Below are 18,584 nucleotides of genomic sequence, written 5' to 3'. Positions count from 1 at the left end.
CGCGTCACAACTCGACGAGCGAGTCGGCCGGATCGCCCGCCGCACGCGGGGTCAACGGTTCGAGAGGATGTCCGATCGCGACGGCGCCGAGCGGCTCCCAGTCGGCAGGTAGATCGAGATGCTCGCGCACCACGTCGGCGGCGAAGATGGTCGAACCGATCCAACAGCTCCCGATCTCGCGGGTCGCCAGCGCCACCAGCAGGCCCTGCACCGCAGCCCCGGCCGCCACGGTGAACATCGTCGACTCCGCAGCGGTGCGCCGCGCGTCGGGGTAACTGTGTGCTCCGTCCGGGACGCAGAACGGAATCACCACCTCGGGAGCGTCGAAGAGGATGTCGCCGCGGGCGACGCGGGCCTCGATCGCGGCCTCGCTACGCCCGTCGGAACGTAGATCCGCTTCCCATCGGAGGCGGAGCGCGCCGAGGAGCTTTTCGCGAATCTCCCTGGTACGCAACCAGACGAAGCGCACCGGTCGGGTGTGGTGTGGTGCCGGAGCGGTCAGCGCCTCGGCGATCGACTGCCGAATGGCGACGGCGTCGACGGGCTCGTCGGCGAACCGGCGGATCGAGCGGCGCAGCAACAGCGCCTGACGTCGGCCCATGTCCGTGGCCTCCGCAGTGCCGAGCCAGAACAAGTCCTCCGGCCCTCGGCGGATCAGGTCTTGACCGGTGGAACCGTCGTCTTCGACTCGCAGGCCGCGGACCACGGCTACGGGGACACCCCCGAGCTTGCCCTTGACCAGATCTGCGGCGGCGGCGATCTCGTCGGCCACCGCGATCTCCGTGACCACCAGTTCGTTGCCCTGGCTGTCCTGCGTGCCGAGGTAGCCGTGCAGGACTGCGATTCCGGAGGAGCCGATCGCGGCGTCGGTCTGGCCGTTACGCCAGGCGCGCCCCATCGTGTCGGTGACGACGACTGCGACAGATGCACCGGTGAGCTCGCGGATGCGGATGCGCAGGTCCGATGCGCTCGAATCGGGATCCTCGGGAAGCAGCGCCAATTCGGCGCCGTCGACGTTGGATCCGTCGATACCGGACGCGGCCTGAACGATGCCCAGCTTGTTCTCGGTGATGAGCGTGCGACCCTTGCGCGCGACCACCCGGACGGCCTCTTGATCGACGAGTACGCGGCGTGCGGTGTCGCGCTCGTCTGGATCGGTGGGAGCGGCGACGATGCGGCCCTCGACTTTCGAGAAGACCTTGCTCGTCACGACCACCACGTCGCCGTCGGCGAGCCACGGCGCCGCGCCGACGAGTGCGACGGCCAGATCGTCTCCGGGGCGGAACTCCGGTAGTCCGGGAACCGGGACGATCTCGACAGCGCCGCCGGGGGAGTGGTCCAGTTCGAGGTTCACCGAACTCTTTTCGGCCGTAGTGGGTTTCTCGGATGCATTCACGGTGTCACTCCCGCGATGTCGAACGCGGTGCGCACCATGTCCGCGGTTGCCGCGGGATTTGTCATCACCAGGGGGATGCTGCGCACATCCACACCCTCGACGTCGGCTTCGTCACCCTCGTCGATCAGCCAGCCGTCGAGGATGCCGTTGACCGAACGTGCGCCGAAGTGGCGACCGATCGCTTCCGAGGACGTTTCGACTCCGATGACCGTGAGGCACTCGTCCGCCATGCCACGCAACGGTTTCCCGCCGATCACCGGTGAGAGTCCGACGACTGTGGCCGGGGTGGTTCGTAGTGCACCGCGGATGCCGGGCACAGCGAGCAGAGCGCCGACGCTGACCACGGGGTTGGACGGCGCGATCAATACGATGTCCGCGTTCTCGATCGCGTCGAGCACCCCGGGTGCGGGCTTGGCCTGTTCGGCGCCGACGTGGGCGAAGCTGTGCGTCGGCACCTTGGCGCGATATCGCACCCACCACTCCTGAAAGTGAATCGCTTTCTGCTCACCGTTTTCCGGGTCGGTGATCACGACGTGCGTCTCGCTGCGATCGTCGCTCACCGGGAGCAGCGTCACCCCGGGATTCCAGCGATTGCACAATGCTTCCGTGATCGCCGAGAGCGGGTAGCCGGTGCGCAGCATCTGGCTGCGGATCAGGTGAGTCGCGATGTCGCGGTCGCCGAGGCCGAACCAGTCCGGCTTCGCGCCGTACGCCGCGAGTTCGGATTTGGCGTTCCAGGTTTCACCGGCGTGACCCCACCCGCGCTCGGTGTCGATACCACCCCCGAGGGTGTACATGCACGTATCGAGGTCCGGGCAAATCCGCACACCGTGCATCCAGGCGTCGTCGCCGACATTGACCACGGCCGTGATCTCATGTGGGCCTTGATATTTCTCGACGGATTCACCTCCGACGACACCGAGTGCATGTTGCACGCCTTGCAGGAATCGGGCACCGCCCACACCGCCGACCAACACAGTCACCTTCACACCTGAAGAGCCTAGGCGGTCTCCGGCTGCGCCGATGCGCTGGGCGGCACCTCGACAGTTCGGGGGTGGAATAGTAGTTGATTGTGCTCGCTTCGCTTGACCGCGACACGCTGGGCGTGTGTAATCTCAAATGTGTCATTCCAACCGCTACTGGCGAGTTAGCTTGCAGCGGGACCTGCTTCGAACAGGCATTCGAAACGGGTCGACGGGGTGGGGTGGAAATGGAGTCACAATTCTGCGCTATTACAGGTGAGGAGGCGGAACGATGCCCAATGAAAATGTCGAGATGAGCTCTCTGGCAATGACAGTAAGCGACGAGCCGCGGACCGATTCCCGAGCAGGCGCAGCAGAAAGTGCCTGCAGCAGTGATTTCGACGGAGCGAGCACTCGGCCGGTTTTGAGTCTCGTGACGGGCTTCGAAGAATTGTTCGACACGATCGAGGATCAGTGGCAGGAGCGCGCACTGTGTGCGCAAACCGATCCCGAGGCGTTCTTCCCCGAAAAGGGCGGATCGACGAGGGAAGCCAAGCGAATCTGCCTCGGTTGTGAAGTTCGTGACGAGTGCTTGGATTATGCGCTCGCCAACGACGAGCGGTTCGGAATCTGGGGTGGGTTGTCCGAGCGAGAGCGACGGCGACTCAAGCGGGGGATCATCTGATTTCCGGCTGAATCGGTTGTGTCGGCGTTGTCGCCGACGGAGCGGAAGCGAGCAACAGCCCGACCTGCAACGGGGAATTGCAGGTCGATCACAGGCTGCTCCTTCACAAGCTGCTCCTTCACAGGTAATCCGGGCTCCGGTAGCTCGCCGGGCGCCGAGATGTGCAGAACGGCCGGGCATCGGCCGAGTACCCGGCCGGCCTCTGACACACGTCCGGAGGACGGAGTCTCGAAGTCGGAGCCTCGAAGCCGACGAAAGCCGGTCAGTCCTCGTCGGGGAGGGTCGGATCGATGATCTGCGGGTCCACACCCAGATAGGTCCCGACTTGATGGACCAGAACGTCGTGAACCAAGTCGGTGAGTTCGTCGGCGCCCTTGGCGCGCTGTTCGAGTGGTCGTCGGAAGAGCACGATTCGTGCGCGAGTGGTATTCCCGTAACGATCGATCCCGGCCGGAACGAGCCGCGAGAGCGGAACCGGCCCGTCGGCGACAACTTCCGGCGGCCAGGTCACGGACTCCGGATCGCGCGCGTGGATCTTCGGGACCTCGTCGACGGCGATATCGAGTTTCTTCAACCGTTCGTGCCACGTGCCGTCGACGGGAGCGAACGCATCGAGCACCAGCAGGTCGAATTTCTCGGCACGCGTCTTACGGGCAGGCACGTTCGGCGGCAGGAGCGGGCCACGCAGACCTCGACCACGACGCTCGAGCGAGCGAGTGGTGACCGGGCGTCGACGACGGGGGTGAGGCATGGCGTCGAGATTACGACAGCGCAATCCGCTCGGTGTGTCCGAGTAGGTTCCGCGGGCAGGGGGGACTAGGCTTCGTGCCTGTGAGATCTCTGCGTCGTTGCTGCCGCCCCGGGTGTAAGAACCCCGCCGTCGCGACGCTGACGTACGTCTACTCCGACTCCACCGCCGTCGTGGGTCCACTGGCCACGGTTGCCGAGCCGCATTCCTGGGATCTGTGCGACACCCACGGCTCGCGAATCACCGCTCCCAAGGGGTGGGAACTGGTCCGGCACGAGGGCGGTTTTTCCACCAGCTCGCCCGACGAGGACGATCTGACCGCATTGGCCGAGGCTGTTCGGGAAGCCGGCTTGGGTGATCGGGGGCGGTCACGCGAGAGTTCGGATGAGGACGTTCGTCCTGCGTCTCAGAATGCGGCCCGCACCGGTCGTCGCGGTCATCTGCGAGTTCTGCCCGATCCGGCCAACTGACGCGACCGGGACCCCGTCGTCAGACACGATGTCCGGCGCTCCGAGGCGCTAGGCTCGCTGGAGTACTTCCAGCACCCGAGTACTACATGCCCAGGCACCAGTGTGTCGGGGCATGTCCCGTGTGAAACAGGGGTGCGCGCACAAGGAGAGTATTTCAGTGGGGCGAACAGCCGAATCGGTTGCTGCAATCATCAAGGCGTACGACGTGCGTGGAGTGGTCGGAGAGCAGATCGACGACGATTTCGTCCGCGATGTCGGCGCATCGTTCGCCAGGCTGGTTCGTGACGAGGCCGGCGCCGCCACGAAGGTCGTCATCGGTCACGACATGCGCGCGTCCTCCCCGTCCCTCTCGGAAGCCTTCGCCGACGGCGTGACGTCACAGGGTCTCGACGTGGTGCAGATCGGACTCGCCTCCACCGATCAGTTGTACTTTGCCTCCGGCCTGTTGGATTGTCCCGGAGCGATGTTCACCGCCAGCCACAATCCGGCGAAGTACAACGGGATCAAGATGTGTCGTGCCGGCGCCAAACCGGTCGGTCAGGACACCGGACTCGCTGTGATCTCCGCCGAAATGGTCGGCGGAGTTCCGGAGTTCGACGGCCCGGCAGGGACCGTCAGCAGCGCCGACGTACTCGCCGACTATGCGAGCTACCTCCGCGGCCTGGTGAACCTCTCGTCGTTGCGGCCGCTGAAGGTCGCCGTCGACGCCGGTAACGGTATGGGTGGACATACCGCGCCTGCCGTGTTCGGACCGATGCCGCTCGAGGTACTGCCCCTGTACTTCGAATTGGACGGTTCGTTCCCGAACCATGAAGCCAACCCGCTCGACCCGGCAAACCTCGTCGACCTGCAGGCCTACGTCCGCGAGACCGGTGCAGATCTCGGACTTGCCTTCGACGGTGACGCGGACCGTTGCTTCGTCGTGGACGAGAAGGGCGACCCTGTCTCGCCGTCGGCCGTGACTGCGCTGGTCGCCGCGCGGGAACTGGCCAAGGAACCCGGCGCGTCGATCATCCACAACCTGATCACCTCGCGGGCGGTTCCCGAACTCGTCGCCGAACTCGGCGGTGTGGCGGTCCGTACCCGGGTGGGACATTCGTTCATCAAGCAACAGATGGCAGAAACCGGAGCGATCTTCGGCGGGGAGCATTCGGCGCACTACTACTTCCGTGATTTCTGGGGTGCGGATTCCGGAATGCTGGCTGCGCTGCACGTGCTGGCCGCCCTCGGTGAGCAGGATCGGCCGTTGTCGGAATTGATGGCCGAATACACCCGCTACGCCGCATCGGGCGAAATCAATTCCACCGTGGCAAACGCCGCCGACCGCACCGATGCCGTCCTGGCGGCGTTCGCTGACAGGACCGAATCCGTCGACCGTCTCGACGGTGTGACGGTCGGCCTGGCCGACGGCAGCTGGTTCAATCTGCGGGCGTCCAACACCGAGCCACTGCTGCGACTGAACGTGGAAGCGCCCACGTCGGAGGACGTCGCGGGGCTGGTCAGCGAGATCCTGGCAATCGTCCGATCTTGATCGCTGTCGGTCGTGGACGGGTTTGTCGGTGTACTTACCGCCTGGAATAGTTCGAGACGGTAGGCGCGTCTACTGGTGGTTGTTCACCACGACGGCCGCCGAAGTGAAATGCTGGAACAAGTCGAGCAGACACCGGTACGCCGTGTCTCCAATTCGGTACGAGGGTAAGGGGGTGGCGAGATGACGGCGTCGATGCCGCTTCTCGATCTCGACGACGGCGAGGCAGTCACGGCGGCCGACGCCGAAGGGTTGCTGCGGGCGGTCGCGATGGGCGGGGCGCAGATCCGCTCGACCGCCGCGGCGGTCGCCGACGGAGTTCTGGGACGGCTGATCGGCTTCCGCCCGCGAAGTGTCATCCTGATAGCGGGCAGCGGCGGTGCCAGACACGCCGCGAGACTGGCGATCGCGCTTGCCGGAAACTCGATCGGCGCACCGTTGCTCGTGCTCGAACACACGCCGTCGTGGGCCGGTCCGTTGGACGTCGTGGTCGTAGCCGGTGACGATGCCGGCGACCCGCGTCTGGTCGAGTCCGTCGACAGCGCGGTGCGGCGGGGTGCGGAAGTGGTGGTTGCCGTACCGGACGAAGGTCCGATGCGCGCCGCCGCAGCGGGTCGAACTGCGGTGCTGGCGCCACGACTGTACGTGCCGCCGCGACATACGATGACACGGTTTCTGGCGGTGTTCCTCGCCGTCGGGGCCGTGATCGAGGACAGGTCACCGCACGGTCGGCCCTGGGAGGCGCTCGACCGCGTCGCCGACGCGGTCGACGCAGAGGCGGTGCGAAGCGGTCCCGGACGTGAAGTATTCGGCAATCCCGCCAAATCACTGGCCACCCGAATGCTGGGCCACCGGGTTGTCGTGTGCGGAAATGGTTCCGTGGCAACAGTACTGTCCGAGTATGCGAGCGCCGCTCTGCTGGCGTCCGGAATCAGTGCCGCCGCCGCCGACCTCTCGGACGTCATTCGAGGGGCCCGGATGTTGTATGCGCCGCGTGCTGTCGGCGGTGATTCGGTTTTCCACGATCCCTTCTTCCACGATCCGCAGCTGGACGGAGCATTGCCCGGAGAATCGGTGCGGGCGTTCGTCTTCACCACCGAAGCGGATCAGGCGGATACCCGGCGACGTATGGACGCGTTGGCCGACGCAGACCTGGTGGTGTCTGCAGACGACGATCAGAGCGACCCGGGAATCTCGGAAATGGAGCAGGTATTCGTGTTGGCCTCGCGGGTGGACATGGCGGCGGCCTACGCGCAGTTGACGGGCGGTGCTTAGAAATTGCTCGAACTCGAAGGTGCACTCAGGTCCTACGCCTGGGGATCGCGGACCGCTATCGCCGAGCTGCAGGGCCGCCCCGTCCCGTCGAATCATCCGGAAGCGGAACTGTGGTTGGGTGCGCATCCAGCCGATCCGGCCCGCGTGATCTCAGCCGGGGTACCGGAATCGCTTCTCGACGTACTGGGGCGGGACTCGGCCAGGCAGTTGGGGCAGAACAACGTCGGCGTCTTCGGTGAGCGGCTGCCGTTCCTGCTCAAGCTGCTGGCAGCGGAAGAGCCGCTCTCACTGCAGGCGCACCCGAGTGCGTACCAGGCAGCGGAAGGGTTTCGCCGCGAGAACGAACGTGGTGTGCCGATGGACTCGCCGATCCGAAACTACAAGGACGGCAGCCACAAGCCGGAACTCGTCGTCGCGCTGAGCAGATTCGAAGCACTCGCGGGCTTTCGGGAGCCGACCAGAACTGTCGGTCTTCTCCGCGCGCTGTCGACAGCGGAATTGGAACCGTACGTCGGGCTGCTCGACGGCCAACCGGATTCCGGTGGATTGCGCGCCCTGTTCACCACCTGGATCACGTTGCCGTCCTCGGTGCTTGCCACTTTGCTACCCGCAGTTCTCGCCGGATGCATCGACTACCTGTCCGGTGGTCACACCGAGTTCGTCCCAGAGGTCCGTACGGTGCTCGAGTTGAGTGAGTCGTATCCGGGGGATGCCGGGGTACTTGCAGCGCTGTTGCTCAACCGGGTCACACTCGAACCCGGACAGGGATTGTTCCTGGATGCCGGAAATCTACATGCCTATCTCAACGGATTGGCAGTGGAGATCATGGCCAACTCCGACAACGTGTTGCGCGGCGGGCTGACCCCCAAACATGTCGACGTGCCGGAGCTGTTACGGGTATTGGACTTCGACGGTGCCGATATCACCGTCCTGGATCCGGCGCCGCGCCCGGGATCGCAGATCTACGAGTACCGCACGCCCGCACCGGAGTTCAGGCTCACCAGAATCGAGTTCGACGTGGGGTGCGGCGAGGCGGTCGTGGCGGATCAGGGTCCGCGAATCGTGATGTGCACGGCGGGGACGGTGACGGCCACCTGCGGCGACGACGTACTCGAACTCGGGTGTGGCACGGCGGCATGGATTTCCGCGGCCGAGCCGAGCGTCCGATTCACGGCGCAGACGGTGCGTGCGCAGGTTTTCCTCGCCGCCGTAAGTGGCTGACCGCCCGATATTTTCGGTAGATGTGCCGTAGCCTTGCAGCCGCAACAACAGTCTCGGAGTGTGGACTGTTCGTGAGTTGAGGAGTTCGGAGTGTCTGCTCAGGGTGGGAAAAAAGCGATTCTCGCGGCGTTGGGTGCCAACGCCGGAATCGCCGTCGCGAAGTTCGCGGGATTCTTGATCACCGGCTCGTCGTCCATGCTCGCGGAGTCGGTGCACTCGGTGGCCGACACCTCCAACCAAGGGCTGCTCCTCCTCGGCCAGAAGAAGGCGGAGCAGGAAGCCGATCAGCTTCATCCGTTCGGATACGGGCGCAGCAGGTACTTCTATTCGTTCGTGGTGGCACTGGTGCTCTTCACGCTCGGCTCGCTCTTCGCGATCTACGAGGGCATCCACAAGATCCAGCACCCCGAGGAACTCAACTCGGCATACGTGGCCGTCGCGATCCTCGTCATCGCGATCGCGCTCGAGGGCTACAGTTTCCGAACCGCGGTCAAGGAGTCACGGCCGTTGAAGGGGAGTTCGTCGTGGTGGGGCTTCATCCGTACCTCCCGTAGCCCCGAACTTCCGGTGGTGCTGCTCGAGGATACCGGCGCGCTGATCGGTTTGGTTCTCGCACTCGGGGGAGTGGGTCTGACCATGATCACCGGCAATCCCGTCTTCGACGGGATCGGAACACTCTGCATCGGAGTCCTGCTCGGTGTCATTGCGATCATTCTCATCATCGAGATGCAGAGCCTCCTGATCGGTGAGGGCGCCACTACCGCCGAAACGGACGCGATACTCGCCGCGCTCGTCGACGGAACACGTATCGAGCGAGTCATCCATTGCAAGACCCAGTACTTGGGCCCGGAGGAGATTCTGGTGGCGGCCAAGATCGCTGTGCGTTCGGGATCGACGATCAGTGACGTGGCAACTGCCATCGACGAGGCTGAAGCTCGGGTGCGTGCAGCGGTGCCCGCGGCTCGGGTCATCTACCTCGAACCTGACCTGGATCGGACAGCTTCCGAGACTCACTGACCGCCGCCGCCCGCCACAGCGAGACCCCGCGAGATCAGGCTGGGCCGGTCTCGCGCGTCCTGCGGTTCGGGGCCGAGTGCTGTGGTGTTCGCTTGCGTGGCGATGTTGTCCCGTCGGAAGGACTCCGGCTTCGCGCTGTGAACGATTCCCGGCGTGGTCGTCGGCTTACCGCGATCGAACTTTCGCGGCCGTCGAGAGCGGATCGAACCCGGAGTCTGGACAAAATTGCTCATTTGTCTATCGATTTTACAAAAGTAGTTGTATTGTCCAAACCATGGTGAATTGACTCACACATCGAGTGGGTCGATCCGAATGGAGGCGACATGTCGACATCCGTCAGCGCGCATACCGATCAGGTGGATTCGCCGGATCAGTGGCGCGACAAGAAGCGATATCTGTGGTTGCTCGGACTCGTTCCGCCGACCGCGGTGTTCCTGGCCACCGGATTGGTGGCGCTGTTCAATCAACTCGGCTGGAACGCGGTGTCACCGATCTGGTGGTGGATCGGCCCGCTGCTCGTCTACGTACTGCTTCCCATTCTGGACGTCTTCTTCGGTCCGGACGGGCAGAATCCCCCGGACGAGGTGATGGAACGACTCGAGAACGACAAGTACTACCGCTACTGCACCTACGTCTATATTCCGTTCCAGCTCGCCGGCCTGGTGTGGGCCTGCTACCTCTGGTCGGCGACGAACCTGTCGTGGCTCGGAATCGACGGTGGGCTCGGGCTGGTATCGAAGATCGGTCTGGCGATCAGCATCGGCTGCGTCGCCGGAATCGGCATCAACACCGCTCACGAACTGGGGCACAAGAAGGACGACCTCGAACGCTGGTTGTCCAAGATTACTCTGGCGCAATCTTTCTACGGTCATTTCTACATCGAGCACAATCGAGGACATCACGTCCGTGTCGCGACACCGGAGGACCCGGCTTCGTCCCGGTTCGGGGAGAGTTTCTGGACGTTCCTGCCGCGAAGCGTATGGGGGAGTCTGCGCTCGTCCTGGTCGCTGGAGAAGACGCGTCTCGATCGACTCGGAAAGAAGCCGTGGACGATTCGCAACGACGTGCTGCACTCCTGGCTGATGTCCGTGGTTCTCTTCGCAGTGCTCACGGCGGTGTTCGGGCTTTCGGTTCTTCCGTTCCTTCTGCTGCAGGCCGTATTCGGGTTCTGCTTACTCGAAACCGTCAACTACCTCGAGCACTACGGCTTGCTCCGTCGCAAACTCGACAGTGGACGCTACGAGCGTGCCGCTCCGGTGCACAGCTGGAACAGCGACCACATCTGCACCAACATCTTCCTGTACCACCTGCAGCGCCACAGCGATCATCACGCCAACCCCACCCGTAGATACCAGACGCTGCGGAGCATGGACGGAGCGCCCAATCTGCCCAGCGGATACGCCAGCATGATCATGCTGGCCTACTTCCCGCCGTTGTGGCGAAAAGTGATGGACCCCAAAGTCCTTGCCCACTACGACGGCGACATCACACGAGTGAACGTGCAACCGTCCAAGCGTGAGCGCATCCTCGCCAGATACGGAGCCCAGTGATGAATGCCTACCGGTGCCCGGTATGTCAATACGTCTACGACGAGACGGCAGGCGCTCCGCGGGAAGGGTTTCCGGCCGGAACACCGTGGGCGAACGTCCCCGACGACTGGTGCTGCCCCGACTGCGGTGTGCGCGAGAAGTTGGACTTCGAGGCCGTCTCGACCGAAATCAGGAGCGGATCGTGAACGTGTACAAGCTGTATCAATGCGCGCAGTGCGGATTCGAATACGACGAAGAAGTGGGCTGGCCGGACGACGGCATCGAACCCGGAACCCGCTGGGACGACATTCCGGACGACTGGAGTTGTCCCGACTGCGGCGCGGCGAAATCCGACTTTTTCATGGTCGAGGTCGAACGGCAGTAGCGCGCTTGCCGGCCCGGCTCTCACACGGGTGCCGCCCCGGCTCTCACGCGGGTGCCGGCCCGGCTCTCACACGGGTGCCGGCCCGGCAGCGGTAAAGTCGCATCATGACTTCGACTCGCACCAGGCCCGCCCCGAAAGAGGCGTCCCGCCTGCTGCTTCGAGCGTCCGTCCTCGACTCGATGCGTGATCTGTTGCAGGAGAAGGGCTGGTCGGAGGTGACACTGACGGCCCTGGCCCGTCGGGCGGGCGTGAGTCGGCAAACTCTGTACAACGAATTCGGCTCCCGGCAGGGGCTCGCCGAGGCATACGCCCTGAGGCTGGCCGACGCCTTCGTCGACGCTGTGGACGCCGCGATGATCGCGAACGTCGGGCGCAGTGTTGCCGCACTTACCTCGGGGTTCGGGGCGTTCTTCGCGGCCAGCGCTACCGATCCCCTGGTGCGCTCGCTCCTGACCGGTGAGGCGAAACCGGACCTCTTGCGACTGATCACCACCGACAGCGCAGTCATCATCGACCGCGCATCGACTCGGTTGGCGGAAAGTTTTCAGCGAGGCTGGATACAGGCGTCGGCGGCCGATGCCGGTATTCTCGGTCGGGCAATCGCGAGACTGGGGCTCAGTTACATCTCGATGCCGCCGCAGTCGGTGGCATCGGTGTCGGAAGATCTCGGCGCTCTTCTGGGACCCTATGTCGACGCGGTACGCGTCGAACTGGACGCGCTCTGACCTGTCGTCGTCGAACGTGTGACCATTGACCGTGCCGGTGGTGTGCTCATCGGGGCCGCGAGCGGATAGCCTTGAGCGGAGTATGCACGTCAACCAGGAGAGGCAGATGACGACCTCAGTTTCAACTACGCCCGTGGCCGAGAGCCGTAACGGCATCGACTTCAAAGTTGCCGATCTCTCGCTCGCGGAGTTCGGTCGCAAGGAAATCCGTCTGGCCGAGCACGAGATGCCCGGCCTCATGGCGCTGCGCCGCGAATACGCAGAGGTATTGCCGCTCAAGGGCGCTCGCGTTTCCGGATCGCTCCACATGACCATCCAAACCGCAGTTCTGATCGAGACCCTGACGGCGCTCGGCGCCGAGGTGCGTTGGGCCTCGTGCAACATCTTCTCCACCCAGGATCATGCGGCTGCGGCCATCGTCGTCGGCCCGCACGGCACCGAGGAAGAGCCCAAGGGTGTTCCCGTCTTCGCGTGGAAGGGCGAAACGCTCGAAGAGTACTGGTGGGCCGCCGAGCAGATGCTGACCTGGCCCGGTGAGCCGGCAAACATGATTCTCGACGACGGCGGCGACGCCACCATGCTCGTGCTCAAGGGTGCGCAATTCGAGAAGGCCGGCGTCGTGCCGCCGACGGACGACGATCAGGACTCCGACGAGTACAAGGTCTTCCTTGCTCTCCTGCGTCAGTCGCTCGAAGCCGACAAGGGCAAGTGGACCGCTGTCGCCGAGTCCGTCCAGGGTGTCACCGAAGAGACCACCACGGGCGTTCTGCGCCTGTACCAGGTGGCCGCAGCCGGCGAGCTCGTCTTCCCGGCCATCAACGTCAACGACTCGGTCACCAAGAGCAAGTTCGACAACAAGTACGGCACCCGCCACTCGCTGATCGACGGCATCAACCGTGGCACCGACGTCCTCATCGGCGGCAAGAAGGTGCTGATCTGTGGCTACGGTGACGTCGGCAAGGGTTGTGCGGAGTCGCTCGCCGGCCAGGGCGCCCGCGTCCAGGTCACCGAAGTCGACCCCATCAACGCGCTGCAGGCCCTGATGGACGGTTACGACGTCGTCACTGTCGAGCAGGCCATCTCCAACGCGGACATCGTCATCACGTCCACCGGTAACAAGGACATCATCACCTTCGAGCACATGAAGGCGATGAAGAACCAGGCGATCCTGGGCAACATCGGTCACTTCGACAACGAGATCGACATGGCCGGTCTCGAGCGCGCCGAGGGTGTCACGCGGCTCAACATCAAGCCGCAGGTCGACCAGTGGATCTTCGAGGACGGAAAGTCGATCATCGTGCTGTCGGAGGGGCGTCTGCTCAACCTCGGCAACGCAACCGGCCACCCCTCGTTCGTGATGAGCAACAGCTTCTCCAACCAGGTCATCGCTCAAATCGAGCTGTGGACCAAGCCGGAGGAGTACGACAACGAGGTCTACCGTCTGCCGAAGCACCTGGACGAGAAGGTCGCCAAGATTCACGTCGAGGCGCTCGGCGGCACGCTGACCAAGCTCAGCAAGGAGCAGGCGGAGTACATCGGCGTCGACGTCGAAGGCCCGTACAAGCCCGAGCACTACCGCTACTGAGCGGACTCGGCCCGCCCCGTCGGATACGACGATCTCGCCCCGGTTCGCAGTTGCGGGCCGGGGCGAGGTGCCGGTGGCCGGCCGCATAAGGTGACGACTCGTGGGAATACTCGTGGCAGTGGAAGGTCTCGACGGCGCCGGCAAGCGGACGCTGATCGGCAAAGTGGTCGACGAACTCGGGCGATCGGGTCGATCGGTGGCCACTCTCGACTTCCCGCGGTACGGACGCTCCGTTCCCGCCGACCTCGCGGCCGAAGCGCTCAGAGGTGCGCACGGTGACCTCGCCCACTCCGTCAACGCGATGGCGGTCCTGTTCGCGCTCGACCGGGCGGGTGCCTGCGAACAGATCACGGAGTTGTCCGCGAGCCACGACATCGTCCTGCTCGACCGCTACGTCGCCTCCAACGCCGCGTACAACGCGGCCCGGATGCGGCAAGGCGTCGACGGTGAGATGGTGGCGTGGGTTCGTGAACTCGAATTGGTACGCCTCGCAATGCCCGCACCGGACCTGCAGATATACCTGCAGGTTCCCGTGGAGTTGGCGGAGCAGCGTGCCCGTGGCCGGGAGGCGCAGGACGCGAGTCGTGACCTGGACGCCTACGAGCGGGACGGGGACCTGCAAAGTCGCACCGGCGCGCTCTACGCGGAACTTGCCGCAACCGACTGGGTGTCACCGTGGTGGCTGATCGGTCCGGAAACCGGAGCCGTGGAACTCGCGCAACGGCTCACCGAGTTCGGATGACGCCGGCTCGGAACGGCGAAAACCGGGGAATTGCGGCACAGTGGATGGCGTCGGGCCGACGGGTGCACGGCACGCCGCACAGTGACGTTCGGTCGGAATCGACTCTCGAAGATGCAACGATAGGGACATGAAACCAAGGATTCTGGTTGTCGACGACGACACGGCTCTCGCCGAGATGCTCACGATCGTGCTGCGTGGTGAGGGATTCGATCCCTACGTCGTAGGCGACGGAACTCTGGCACTCGCGGCGGTCCGGGAGACGCGTCCCGATCTGGTTCTGCTCGATCTGATGCTGCCGGGTATGAACGGAATCGACGTGTGCCGCGTCCTGCGGGCCGACTCCGGAGTCCCCATCGTCATGCTGACCGCGAAGACGGACACGGTCGATGTCGTCCTCGGGTTGGAGTCCGGTGCGGACGACTACATCATGAAGCCCTTCAAACCCAAGGAACTGGTCGCGCGAGTCCGGGCGCGCCTGCGCCGCACCGAAGAGGAGCCGGCGGAGCTGCTCAGTATCGCCGACGTCGTCATCGACGTTCCCGCACACAAGGTCAGCCGCGGCAGCGAGCACATCTCTCTCACCCCACTCGAATTCGACCTCCTGGTTGCCCTCGCCCGTAAGCCGCGTCAGGTCTTCACCCGCGAGGTACTGCTCGAACAGGTCTGGGGATACCGGCACGCGGCTGACACGCGACTGGTCAACGTCCATGTCCAGCGCCTGCGTGCGAAAGTCGAAACTGATCCGGAGAATCCCGAAGTGGTTCTGACGGTCAGGGGGGTCGGCTACAAGGCCGGCCCGCCGTGACCAGAGTGTCCCGGTGGCGTCGCCGTCTGAGCAGATGGCTGACGCCGCTTCTGCGATGGTGTCGTACGACGAGTAACACCCTCGCGCACACGTGGCGTCGATCGTTGCAGTTGCGGGTGGTGGTCTCGACGTTGACGCTGTCGTTGATCGTCATCGGCATCCTCGGTGTCGTGCTCACCAGCCAGATCACCGATCGCCTCGTCGAGGCGAAGATCACGGCGGCGCGAGAAGAGATGGATCGGGCTCGCTCGGTCGTGGAAACGCAGTCCGCCGGGGCCGACGATTCCACGGCCTTGGCTGCTCAACTCGCGTCGTTCGCATCGATGCTCACCAGCCGGAACCAGACATCCGGGCAGGCGTCGGGATCCGCGGGAACATTCGACCCGGTGCTGATCGTGCCGGGAGACGGACCACGCGAGCCCACCACATTCGGCGAGACCGATCAGATCCCGCAGAACCTGCGCGAGTTCGTCCAGCGCGGCCTGATCAGTTATCAGTTCTCCACAGTCGACAACCCGGACGGCTATTCCGGCCCGGCCTTGATCATCGGCAGCCCCACCGCGTCGTCGATCTCCAGCCTCGAGCTCTATCTCGTGTTCCCCTTGGGCAGCGAGGACCGAAGCCTGTCGTTGGTGCGCAGCACGCTTCTGATCGGCGGTGCGGTTCTCCTCGTTCTCCTCGCCGCCATCTCACTTCTCGTGGCCAGGCAAGTGGTACTCCCCATCCGATCGGCGTCCCGGATCGCGGTGCGGTTCGCCGACGGGAGGCTCAAGGAGCGGATGCCCGTTCGCGGCGAGGACGACATGGCGCGACTGGCCATGTCGTTCAACGAGATGGCCGAGAGCCTGTCGAAACAGATCACTCAACTCGAAGAGTTCGGGAATCTTCAGAAACGCTTCACCTCTGACGTCAGCCACGAACTGCGGACGCCGTTGACGACGGTGCGGATGGCAGCAGATCTCATCTACGACGGCAGTGAGAATCTCGATCCCATGCTGCGGCGATCGTCGGAGCTGCTCGTTGCGGAACTGGATCGGTTCGAAGGACTTCTGGCGGACCTGCTCGAGATCTCCCGGCACGACGCCGGTGTCGCCGAACTCGCGTCCGAGCAGTTGGACGTACGAATGTGTGCGCGGGCCGCTGTGACAACCGTTCGCCATCTCGCCCGCGAATCCGGTACCGAGCTGATCGTCGACATGCCGGACGAGCCGGTCACCGCCGATGTCGATCCGCGCCGAGTGGAGCGTGTGCTCCGCAATCTTCTCGCCAACGCCATCGATCACGGTGACGGGCAACCGATCCTGCTTCGGCTGCGGGCCGACGACAACGCCTTGGCGTTCATCGTCCGCGACAACGGAGTGGGGTTGCGGCCGGGCGAGGAAAAACTGGTGTTCAACCGATTCTGGCGATCCGACCCGTCCCGAGTGCGACGTAGCGGCGGCACCGGCCTCGGCCTTGCCATCAGCGTCGAAGACGCCAATCTGCACGACGGCAAGCTCGAGGCGTGGGGTGAGCCGGGCGTCGGCGCGTGCTTTCGACTCACCTTGCCGCGGGCTCGGGGCAAGAAGGTCGTGTCGAGTCCGTTGCCGCTCAAGCCGGCAACCGCCAAATTCGTCCGAACGCCCAGTGCCGCCGACGTCGTCGCGGAGCCGGTGGGGGAGGACACGTCGTCGATACCGGTGCCCCGTGACACCGAACCGCGCGGTAGTTCCGTCCCCGGAGGTGATCGTCAGTGACGCGTATCGGAAGGCGCTGCGCGTGTGCGCTCGCGTTGGTGACGGTGCTGTTCACCGGAGCGTGCGCGAGCCTGCCCGCATCCTCGTCGCCGCAGGCGATCGGCACGCTCGAGACAGTGGCCCCCGGTACGTCGGCCGCGCCGCCTGCACCCGGCCGCGAACCCGATCTGTTGGTCCGAGATTTCGTCAAGGCGAGTACCGACCCGTCGAGCCGCCATCTTGCCGCGCGCCAGTACCTGACGGCGGACATGTCCGCGAGATGGGACGACGCGTCCAGTGCGATCATCGTGGACAAGATCGACACGTTGTCCGAATCTCGGACCAGTACCGAAGCCGTCTACACGATTCGCGTCAACAAGGTCGGCCGCCTCGAACCCGGAGGCATCTATGTGGCCGAGGAGGGCAACTACGAGGCCAAGATGACGCTCACTCTCACGGACGGTGAATGGCGCATCAGTGATCTGCCGTCCGGCGTCATCATGGATCGGGCGCAGTTCCTCGGTGCGTATCAGCGTAAGTCGTTGTTCTTCCTCGATCCGAGCGGCACCACGGTAGTTCCGGACCTGCGATGGATATCGGGGACCCAGGACCAGATGGCGGCGCAACTGATCGGTCTGCTCGTCGACGGGCCGAAAGAGGCTCTGGCGACCGCGGTGCGCAATCAGCTGGGTGACGGAGTCGCCGTCATCGGACCGATCACCAAAGCCGACGGAAATCCCGGCCAGGTTGGTATCGGCCTGGGTGGGGTACGGATCAACTTCCGCGTCGACACGGACATGAGTCCGGTGGCACGCGGGCTGTTCGCGGCTCAGATCATCTGGACACTCGTCAACGCCGACATCGCCGGACCTTACGTGCTGTTGGTGAACGGCGAACCTCTCGATCCGGCACACGCCGACGGCTGGACGAGCGCCGACGTGGCGTCGACCAATCCTCTTGCCACCACCAGCGCCACGGTGGGGCTGCATGCGTTGCGCGCCGGATCCCTGGTCAGTGTGACCGAGCAGAACGTGGCACCGGTTCCGGGTTTCGCCGGTACCTCCGACAATCTGGTGGCGGCGGCTCTGTCTCGGGACGGCAAGTCGGTGGCGGCCGTGGCCGACACCCGTGGGCCCGATCCGGCGACTCGCTTCGATCTCGCACTCGGCGGGTACGGGGACGGGTCGGTCCGGGCACTCGAAGGCAGTGCCATCACCCGTCCGACGTGGGAGTTGGACAACAACACGGTATGGGTGGCCGTCAACGGGAACACCGTCGTCCGCGCCGTCCGCGAGCCGGGCACCGGGAAGGTGTCGGTGACCAACGTCGACGTCGGTGCGCTGGCGCCGTTGGGTTCGACCATCACCGAGTTGAGGCTGTCGAGGGACGGCGTCCGCGCGGCGATGATCGTGGACGGCAAGGTGTATCTGGCGATCGTGGTGCGCACACCCAGCGGCGTCTACTCGTTGACGAGTCCACGCGCGGTCGCCGCGTCACTGGGTTCGACGGCGATCTCGCTGGATTGGAGTAACAGCGACACCGTGGTGATCGCCCGGAGTGCGGCGGACATCCCACTCGTTCAGGTAGCGATCGACGGCTCGCGGATGGACTCTCTGCCCAGCCGAAACCTGACCGCGCCCGTGGTGTCGGTGGACGCGTCACCGACCACCGAGTACGTCGCCGACGCGCGGGCGGTGTTCCAACTCAACAACAACGATCCCGCCGGTGATCGACTGTGGCGGGAAGTGCCGGGTCTGACGGGGCAGAAGGCGATTCCGGTCCTTCCCGGCTGACTT

The 18,584-nt window shown here is 64.6% G+C and carries 19 protein-coding genes; 15 read left to right on the top strand and 4 right to left on the bottom strand.

Annotation, left to right across the window (positions count from 1 at the left end):
- Nucleotides 1-4: 4 nt before the first annotated feature.
- Complete coding sequence (locus ABH922_RS14515) at nucleotides 5-1,396, bottom strand: coenzyme F420-0:L-glutamate ligase (RefSeq protein WP_424807579.1); 1,392 nt, start codon at nucleotides 1,394-1,396, stop codon at nucleotides 5-7.
- Entirely contained in the window at nucleotides 1,393-2,385 is a 993-nt protein-coding gene (gene cofD, locus ABH922_RS14510) for a 2-phospho-L-lactate transferase (protein WP_424807578.1), read from the bottom strand. Before cofD ends, ABH922_RS14515 begins: the two co-directional genes overlap by 4 nt.
- Before the next feature lie 397 nt (nucleotides 2,386-2,782).
- Between cofD and ABH922_RS14505 the strand changes: the two genes are divergently transcribed.
- The gene (locus ABH922_RS14505) at nucleotides 2,783-3,043 is read left to right on the top strand and encodes a WhiB family transcriptional regulator (protein WP_202025972.1); all 261 of its coding nucleotides are present in this window, start codon (nucleotides 2,783-2,785) and stop codon (nucleotides 3,041-3,043) included.
- Nucleotides 3,044-3,305: 262 nt separating this feature from the next.
- Here the strand turns inward: ABH922_RS14505 and ABH922_RS14500 are convergent, their stop codons facing one another.
- On the bottom strand, nucleotides 3,306-3,794 hold the full coding sequence (locus tag ABH922_RS14500; protein WP_424807577.1) for a metallopeptidase family protein: 489 nt from the start codon (nucleotides 3,792-3,794) through the stop codon (nucleotides 3,306-3,308).
- Between the two features lie 80 nt (nucleotides 3,795-3,874).
- Between ABH922_RS14500 and ABH922_RS14495 the strand changes: the two genes are divergently transcribed.
- From ABH922_RS14495 to ABH922_RS14475, 5 genes are all read left to right on the top strand, one after another.
- Entirely contained in the window at nucleotides 3,875-4,261 is a 387-nt protein-coding gene (locus ABH922_RS14495) for a DUF3499 domain-containing protein (RefSeq protein ID WP_424807575.1), read from the top strand.
- A 157-nt stretch (nucleotides 4,262-4,418) separates the two neighbouring features.
- On the top strand, nucleotides 4,419-5,792 hold the full coding sequence (locus ABH922_RS14490; protein WP_424807574.1) for a phosphomannomutase/phosphoglucomutase: 1,374 nt from the start codon (nucleotides 4,419-4,421) through the stop codon (nucleotides 5,790-5,792).
- Nucleotides 5,793-5,972: 180 nt separating this feature from the next.
- The gene (locus tag ABH922_RS14485) at nucleotides 5,973-7,064 is read left to right on the top strand and encodes a tobH protein (RefSeq protein WP_424807573.1); all 1,092 of its coding nucleotides are present in this window, start codon (nucleotides 5,973-5,975) and stop codon (nucleotides 7,062-7,064) included.
- Nucleotides 7,065-7,067: 3 nt separating this feature from the next.
- On the top strand, nucleotides 7,068-8,285 hold the full coding sequence (gene manA, locus ABH922_RS14480) for a mannose-6-phosphate isomerase, class I (protein ID WP_424807572.1): 1,218 nt from the start codon (nucleotides 7,068-7,070) through the stop codon (nucleotides 8,283-8,285).
- Between the two features lie 90 nt (nucleotides 8,286-8,375).
- Nucleotides 8,376-9,302, top strand: a complete 927-nt coding sequence (locus ABH922_RS14475; protein WP_424807571.1) for a cation diffusion facilitator family transporter — start codon at nucleotides 8,376-8,378, stop codon at nucleotides 9,300-9,302.
- Here ABH922_RS14475 and ABH922_RS14470 read toward each other — a convergent pair.
- Nucleotides 9,296-9,535, bottom strand: coding sequence for a hypothetical protein (locus ABH922_RS14470; RefSeq protein WP_424807570.1), 240 nt, complete (start codon nucleotides 9,533-9,535; stop codon nucleotides 9,296-9,298). The genes ABH922_RS14475 and ABH922_RS14470 overlap by 7 nt on opposite strands.
- Nucleotides 9,536-9,625: 90 nt before the next feature.
- Between ABH922_RS14470 and ABH922_RS14465 the strand changes: the two genes are divergently transcribed.
- From ABH922_RS14465 to lpqB, 9 genes are all read left to right on the top strand, one after another.
- Complete coding sequence (locus tag ABH922_RS14465) at nucleotides 9,626-10,852, top strand: alkane 1-monooxygenase (RefSeq protein WP_424807569.1); 1,227 nt, start codon at nucleotides 9,626-9,628, stop codon at nucleotides 10,850-10,852.
- Nucleotides 10,852-11,037 (top strand): rubredoxin, encoded by a 186-nt coding sequence (locus tag ABH922_RS14460; protein WP_424807568.1) that lies wholly within the window; start codon nucleotides 10,852-10,854, stop codon nucleotides 11,035-11,037. Before ABH922_RS14465 ends, ABH922_RS14460 begins: the two co-directional genes overlap by 1 nt.
- Nucleotides 11,034-11,216 (top strand): rubredoxin, encoded by a 183-nt coding sequence (locus ABH922_RS14455; RefSeq protein WP_424807567.1) that lies wholly within the window; start codon nucleotides 11,034-11,036, stop codon nucleotides 11,214-11,216. Before ABH922_RS14460 ends, ABH922_RS14455 begins: the two co-directional genes overlap by 4 nt.
- Nucleotides 11,217-11,320: 104 nt before the next feature.
- Nucleotides 11,321-11,941 (top strand): TetR family transcriptional regulator, encoded by a 621-nt coding sequence (locus ABH922_RS14450; protein WP_424807566.1) that lies wholly within the window; start codon nucleotides 11,321-11,323, stop codon nucleotides 11,939-11,941.
- A gap of 106 nt (nucleotides 11,942-12,047) precedes the next feature.
- Nucleotides 12,048-13,526 (top strand): adenosylhomocysteinase, encoded by a 1,479-nt coding sequence (gene ahcY, locus ABH922_RS14445; RefSeq protein WP_424807565.1) that lies wholly within the window; start codon nucleotides 12,048-12,050, stop codon nucleotides 13,524-13,526.
- A 100-nt stretch (nucleotides 13,527-13,626) separates the two neighbouring features.
- Complete coding sequence (locus ABH922_RS14440; protein WP_424807564.1) at nucleotides 13,627-14,268, top strand: dTMP kinase; 642 nt, start codon at nucleotides 13,627-13,629, stop codon at nucleotides 14,266-14,268.
- Between the two features lie 127 nt (nucleotides 14,269-14,395).
- Nucleotides 14,396-15,073 (top strand): MtrAB system response regulator MtrA, encoded by a 678-nt coding sequence (gene mtrA / locus ABH922_RS14435; RefSeq protein WP_424807563.1) that lies wholly within the window; start codon nucleotides 14,396-14,398, stop codon nucleotides 15,071-15,073.
- Nucleotides 15,070-16,809, top strand: a complete 1,740-nt coding sequence (gene mtrB / locus ABH922_RS14430; RefSeq protein ID WP_424807562.1) for an MtrAB system histidine kinase MtrB — start codon at nucleotides 15,070-15,072, stop codon at nucleotides 16,807-16,809. The genes mtrA and mtrB overlap by 4 nt, the downstream gene beginning before the upstream one ends.
- Complete coding sequence (gene lpqB, locus ABH922_RS14425; RefSeq protein WP_424807561.1) at nucleotides 16,806-18,581, top strand: MtrAB system accessory lipoprotein LpqB; 1,776 nt, start codon at nucleotides 16,806-16,808, stop codon at nucleotides 18,579-18,581. The genes mtrB and lpqB overlap by 4 nt, the downstream gene beginning before the upstream one ends.
- The last annotated feature ends 3 nt before the right edge of the window (nucleotides 18,582-18,584 follow it).

This window comes from Rhodococcus sp. 27YEA15 (assembly GCF_049739425.1).
GTDB lineage: Bacteria > Actinomycetota > Actinomycetes > Mycobacteriales > Mycobacteriaceae > Rhodococcus_F.
This window is presented reverse-complemented; position numbering and strand designations above follow the sequence as displayed.

Coding starts and splice junctions, on each gene's coding strand:
- ABH922_RS14500 (WP_424807577.1), bottom strand. CDS start 3,794: ATGCCTCACCCCCGTCGTCGACGCCCGGTCACCACTCGCTCGCTCGAG.
- ABH922_RS14485 (WP_424807573.1), top strand. CDS start 5,973: ATGACGGCGTCGATGCCGCTTCTCGATCTCGACGACGGCGAGGCAGTC.
- ABH922_RS14470 (WP_424807570.1), bottom strand. CDS start 9,535: ATGAGCAATTTTGTCCAGACTCCGGGTTCGATCCGCTCTCGACGGCCG.
- ABH922_RS14465 (WP_424807569.1), top strand. CDS start 9,626: ATGTCGACATCCGTCAGCGCGCATACCGATCAGGTGGATTCGCCGGAT.
- ABH922_RS14460 (WP_424807568.1), top strand. CDS start 10,852: ATGAATGCCTACCGGTGCCCGGTATGTCAATACGTCTACGACGAGACG.
- ABH922_RS14450 (WP_424807566.1), top strand. CDS start 11,321: ATGACTTCGACTCGCACCAGGCCCGCCCCGAAAGAGGCGTCCCGCCTG.
- ahcY (WP_424807565.1), top strand. CDS start 12,048: ATGACGACCTCAGTTTCAACTACGCCCGTGGCCGAGAGCCGTAACGGC.
- mtrA (WP_424807563.1), top strand. CDS start 14,396: ATGAAACCAAGGATTCTGGTTGTCGACGACGACACGGCTCTCGCCGAG.